Source organism: Gardnerella massiliensis (assembly GCF_003408845.1).
Lineage (GTDB): Bacteria > Actinomycetota > Actinomycetes > Actinomycetales > Bifidobacteriaceae > Bifidobacterium > Bifidobacterium vaginale_H.
The window spans coordinates 85,111-90,701 of sequence record NZ_LRTV01000008.1; the positions used below are offsets into that span (position 1 = coordinate 85,111).

The window sequence follows — 5,591 nt, forward strand, 5'->3', positions numbered from 1 at the left end:
AGTCGACGGGACAGTAGCAACGAAGACTACGACGACTTCAACTCGCGCGTTGTCGACGAAAACCTTGATGCAGTTTCTCAAGAAGACCGCGACTTAATCCCTGATCCAGACGAGTTCCGCGCGCAGGACGAAGAAGAAACGCTGTACACGCGTCGTCGTCGCCGCCGCCGCACTAAGACCTCGGATGACGCTACTTCGTTAACGTCGCCAACGTCATCGTCAACGGCCTCGTCAACGGCCTCGCGCTTAAGTTCCGACGATGACACTTCCCGACGCTCGCGCAAGCAACAATATATCGACGAAATTACGGATATTGAAGGCTCCACAAGGCTTGAAGCAAAGCGCCAACGCCGCCGCGACAACCGTCGCGAACGCAGCCGCCAAAACCTACTCATAGAACAAGATTTCTTGGCCCGTCGCGAAAACGTCGAACGCCTAATGGTGGTGCGAGAACGCGACAAGCACACGCAAATTTCCGTTATCGAAGACAATATTCTCGTAGAACATTACGTTTCCGATATTCAAGAAGTTGCAACCGTCGGCAATATTTATCTCGGCCGCATCCAAAACGTGCTCCCAAGCATGGAAGCCGCCTTCGTAGATATTGGTCAGGCGCGAAACGGCGTGCTGTATGCGGGCGAAGTGAACTGGGATATGACGCGACTCGAAGGCCAACCTCGCCGAATCGAGCTTGCTTTCAAGTCAGGCGACCCGGTACTCGTGCAGGTTACGAAAGATCCTATTGGTCACAAAGGCGCTCGCTTAACTTCACAAGTGACGCTTGCCGGACGCTTCCTCGTGTTGGTTCCTTCCGGCGGCATGACTGGCGTGAGCCGCAAGCTTTCAGATCGCGAGCGCTCGCGTTTGCGCGGTATTGTGTCGAAAATTGCGCCAAAAGACATGGGTATTATTATTCGTACTGCAGCTGAAGGCGCTAGTGAGGACGCGATATCTAAGGATCTTGAGTCGCTGGTGAAGCAGTGGGAACGCATTGAATCGAAGCGCCAGGAATACCTGCACGGTAAGCGACCTAAGCTGCTTCAAGGCGAGCCGGACGTGGCTATTCGTGTGGTACGAGATATTTTCAACGACGACTTCCAGAAGCTTATTGTTGAAGGTGCAGGCGTGTACCAGCGTATCGACGAGTATCTCGAGATGATGGCGCCGGATTTGCGCAGTAAAGTTGAGTATTGGGATCCTGCCGAGCATGAAGGTAAGGACGTATTTGACAAGTGGCAGATTGATAGTCAGCTGCGTAAGGGCATGGAGCGTCAGGTTTATTTGCCTGCGGGCGGGTCGATTGTGATCGATCGCACGGAAGCAATGACCACAATCGATGTGAATACTGGCCGATTTATTGGCCGTGGTAAGTCGTTGGAAGAAACGGTGACGCGTTGCAATTTGGAGGCTTCTGAGGAGATTGCGCGTCAGCTTCGTTTGCGCGATATTGGCGGCATGGTCATGATTGATTATGTTGATATGGTGATGCCGGCGAACCGCGATTTGGTGTTGCGCAGGTTGCTTGAGTGCTTGGCGCGAGATAGGACTAAGCATCAGGTTGCGGAGGTGACGTCGCTTGGTCTTGTGCAAATGACGCGTAAGCGCGTTGGGCAGGGCCTGGTTGAGGCCTTCTCTGAGGAGTGCCCGATGTGTAAGGGCCGCGGATTTATTCTGCACGATGAGCCGACTGTTTCTTCGGAATATGCCGATCCTTACGCGTTGAAGGGTGGTGATCCGTTTGTTAAAACGAATAAATATGGTCACGGAAGCGCGACGGAACAGCCTGCTGCTCCAGTGAAACAGCAGGGGTCGAGTGCGGATGTGCGCGCTAAGTTGGCGCGTATTGCTGCGGCTTCGGTGGTGAATGACGGAGCTAAGTTTGGTGAAGCCAAGTTGGACGAGGCTACGTTGGACGAGGCTACGTTGGACGAGGCTACCGAAGTTGCGGAAGATGCTACCGAAGTTGCGGAAAATACGGAAGCCGTTGCGGAAGTTGCGGAAGTTACCGAAAATATTTCGGTAAACGCTACGGAAAACGTTGCGGAAAACGCTTACGAAAATACCGACGAATCTTCCGAAAATAGTGACGAAAGTAATTTTGAAAGTACCGACGAAAGTAATTTCGAAAGTACCGACGAAAATAGTGACGAAAGTAATTTCGAAAGTACCAACGAAAATACTTCTGAATATACCGAATAAACGTGAAGTATATGGCTTGAGTACAATATTGACTATTGCCTACAAGGCTTCGTAACTGTACTGACTTGACGTTAGTACAGGGGTCGGTGTATTTTTGATAGTCGGTGTCTTGCCGCGCTCCATACGCCGCGCGCGAGGCAAAAGTAAGCTTTCAATTGAGCTAAGGAACGAATTATGTACGCGATTGTGAAGGCCGGTGGCCATCAAGAGAAGGTCGAGGTTGGCGACGCCATTCTCGTAAACCGTCTCGATGCAAAGAAGGGCGATACCGTGGAATTCCCGGTCGCGCTCGTTGTTGACGGTGCTAAGGTGACCTTAAGCGCCAAGGATCTTGCTAAGATCACGGTGAAGGCAGAAGTCTTGAACGACGAAGCCAAGGGTCCAAAGATTAGCATTATGAAGTTTAAGAACAAGACTGGTGTGGCTCGTCGCAAGGGTCATCGCCAGAAGTTGACTCTCGTCAAGATCACGGCCATCGCCTGATTGACGGTGTTATAAACCTGAAAGGACAGTGAGATGGCACATAAGAAGGGTGCGTCTAGCTCGCGCAACGGTCGCGACTCGCAAGCGCAATATCTTGGTGTGAAGAAGTTCGGCGGTGAAGCTGTAGTGGCTGGCAACATTATCGTTCGTCAGCGCGGCACTAAGTTCCACGCCGGCCAGAACGTGGCTTTGGGCAAGGATCACACGCTGTACGCTTTGGTGGACGGCAATGTGAAGTTCGGCATTCGTCGCGACCGCAAGGTTGTTGACGTGGTGACTGCCTGAGTCATAGTAGCCTAAGCGCTTCAACAATAAGTCGGTGAAAAAGCCGGCGAAAAACGTTTAAGCCGCACCCAATCGGTGCGGCTTTTTTGTGCTTGATTTGTTTCCGCGAATTTAAGTGTTTAGCTTCGATATTAGGTGTTTAGCTTCGAGTAAGGTATCGAGTAAGGTAGCAGTATGAGTGATTTTGTAGACCGCGTAACAGTGCACGTGAAAGGCGGCGACGGCGGCAATGGTTCCGCAGGCGTGCGTCGCGAAAAGTACAAGCCGCTGGCAGGCCCAAACGGTGGCAACGGTGGCGACGGCGGTTCTGTTATTTTTGTAGCCGACCGCAACGCAAACAGCTTACTCGACTATCGTTTTATGCCTCACCGCACTGCAGAAAACGGTACGATGGGCTTAGGTGACACTAAAGACGGTTCAAAAGGTGCCGATTTAGTGCTTCCTGTGCCGGTTGGAACGGTTATTTTTACAGCGCGAGGTGCTGCGGGAGCTACGAAGCGTCCGGGCGAAGTTTTGGCGGATTTGCAGCATGTTGGTGACCAATTCGTTGTAGCTCAAGGCGGTGCCGGCGGTCTTGGCAACGCGGCCCTTGCCAACAAAACTCGTCGCGCTCCAGGATTCGCGCTTTTAGGCGAGCCAGGCGAAGAACGCGACGTAATTTTGGAACTCAAATCTATTGCGGACGTAGCTTTAGTAGGCTTCCCTTCTGCAGGAAAATCAAGCCTAGTCGCCTCAATTAGTGCAGCCAAGCCAAAAATTGCGGACTATCCGTTTACTACTTTGGTGCCAAATCTCGGCGTGGTGAGCTTCGGAAATTATCGCTACACAATTGCGGACGTACCGGGATTAATTCCAGGAGCTTCCGAAGGCAAGGGCTTGGGACTTGAGTTTTTGCGTCATATTGAGCGTACGGAAATTATTGCGCACGTAATCGATTGCGCTACTTTGGAACCAAATCGCGACCCAATTAGCGACTATCATGCGCTTGAACACGAGCTTGCGCAGTACGCCGACAAACTTGAGCTTCCGTTGGGTGCGATTCCAATTCCAGAGCGTCCGCGAATTATAGTGTTGAACAAAGTTGACGTGCCGGAAGCTAAGGAATTGGCTGATTTTGTGCGCGGCGAGTTTGAGGCGATGGGGCTGGAAGTATTTGAGATTTCTACCGCGTCTCACGAAGGCTTGAAAGAGCTTGGATTTGCGCTTGGACGATTGGTTGAAAAGATGCGCGAGAAGCTCGCTGCTGAGGAAGCGGCGCGCGAGGAGGAACGCGTGGTTATTCAGCCGCTTGAGCAGGCTTCGTCGGCTTTGCGTAGGCGTCGTGACGACGGTCGTGGAAGTGGAGCAGACTTTACGATTGAGCGCGAAGAGGATAGGAACGGCGACTTTTGGTTCACGGTTACCGGTACGAAGCCGGAGCGTTGGGTTGTGCAAACGAATTTTGACAACGACGAAGCCGTGGGATATTTGGCGGATCGTTTGGCGAAGCTTGGCGTCGAGGACGAGTTGCGTAAGAAGGGCGCGCGTCCGGGAGACGAGATTCGTATTGGTAGCGGAAATCATATGGTTTGCTTCGACTGGGATCCGAGTATTGCTGCGGGTGCGGAAGGATTGGACGGCGCTAACTTGGGTGCGCGTGGCAAGGATTTGCGTCTTGAGGCGAATGATCCTCGTGGTGCGCGTCGCACGAATGCCGAGCGTCGCCGCGACTATCACAGCATGATGGATGCCAAGAGCGCGGTTCGAGAAGCGATGATGGCTGAGCGAAAGTCCGGCCACTGGGCGGATCCTTCCGTGGATGACGATCACCACGACGAAAACAGTTTGTTTGGGCGCGGAGAAGAGTAGGGAAGAAAAGTAGGGAAGCTAGTCGAATTGTGCGGAATTAAGCGAAAAGTTACGCTAAATTACGCAAAGTTACGAAAAACCAAGTAAAACCAAGCAAAACTAAGCAAAATCAAGGGGAAATAACGTATGAGCAATCCGGAAATTGAGCCTACCGAAGATGGGGTTCGGCGTTCAATTCGTGAAGCGCGCACAATCGTGGTGAAAGTCGGCTCAAGCTCGCTTACCGACGCATCTGGGCATTTGGACGTGCAAAAATTGCGCGCTCTCGTGGCCGCAATTAGTCACGTGCAGATGATGGGCGCTCACGTTGTGCTGGTATCGTCCGGCGCTATTGCGGCAGGCTTTGGGTTGCTTGGTTTTGGTGAGCGTCCGAAAGACGTGCCAACTCAGCAGGCCACGGCTTCAGTTGGTCAAGGCTTGCTTATGGCGCAATACGAGGCTGCTTTCGCGCAATTTGGCTTTAGAGTTGGGCAAATGCTGCTCACGGCGGACGTTACTATTTCGCCGTCGCGCTACCGCAACGCTCAACGCACTATGTCGCGACTGCTGGAGCTTGGCGTAATTCCAATCGTGAACGAAAACGACGCGCTTTCCAGCAACGAAATTCGATTCGGCGACAACGATCGTCTCGCCGCGCTGGTGGCGAATGTTGTGCGAGCGGAAGCACTTGTGCTGCTTACGGACGTGGATTCGCTTTACACCGCGCCGCCGAGCGAACCGGGCGCAAAGCGTATAAGTTTTGTGCCGGATGTGACGCGCGCGCTGGAGGAAGTGAA

5 protein-coding genes are annotated in these 5,591 nt (G+C 52.7%); all 5 read left to right on the forward strand.

Annotation, left to right across the window (positions count from 1 at the left end; all coding sequences use genetic code 11):
- A partial coding sequence (locus AXE77_RS05065) for an Rne/Rng family ribonuclease (RefSeq protein ID WP_116712413.1) occupies positions 1-2,199 on the forward strand: 2,199 nt, incomplete at its 5' end.
- Between the two features lie 174 nt (positions 2,200-2,373).
- Positions 2,374-2,682, forward strand: coding sequence for a 50S ribosomal protein L21 (gene rplU / locus AXE77_RS05070; RefSeq protein ID WP_004129104.1), 309 nt, complete (start codon positions 2,374-2,376; stop codon positions 2,680-2,682).
- A gap of 33 nt (positions 2,683-2,715) precedes the next feature.
- A complete protein-coding gene (gene rpmA / locus AXE77_RS05075) occupies positions 2,716-2,967 on the forward strand; it encodes a 50S ribosomal protein L27 (protein WP_004106248.1) in 252 nt (83 codons plus the stop codon).
- Between the two features lie 174 nt (positions 2,968-3,141).
- Positions 3,142-4,815: a GTPase ObgE gene (gene obgE / locus AXE77_RS05080; RefSeq protein ID WP_116712414.1), complete on the forward strand. Its 1,674-nt coding sequence runs from the start codon at positions 3,142-3,144 to the stop codon at positions 4,813-4,815.
- 126 nt (positions 4,816-4,941) lie between these two features.
- A partial coding sequence (gene proB, locus AXE77_RS05085) for a glutamate 5-kinase (RefSeq protein WP_116712415.1) occupies positions 4,942-5,591 on the forward strand: 650 nt, incomplete at its 3' end.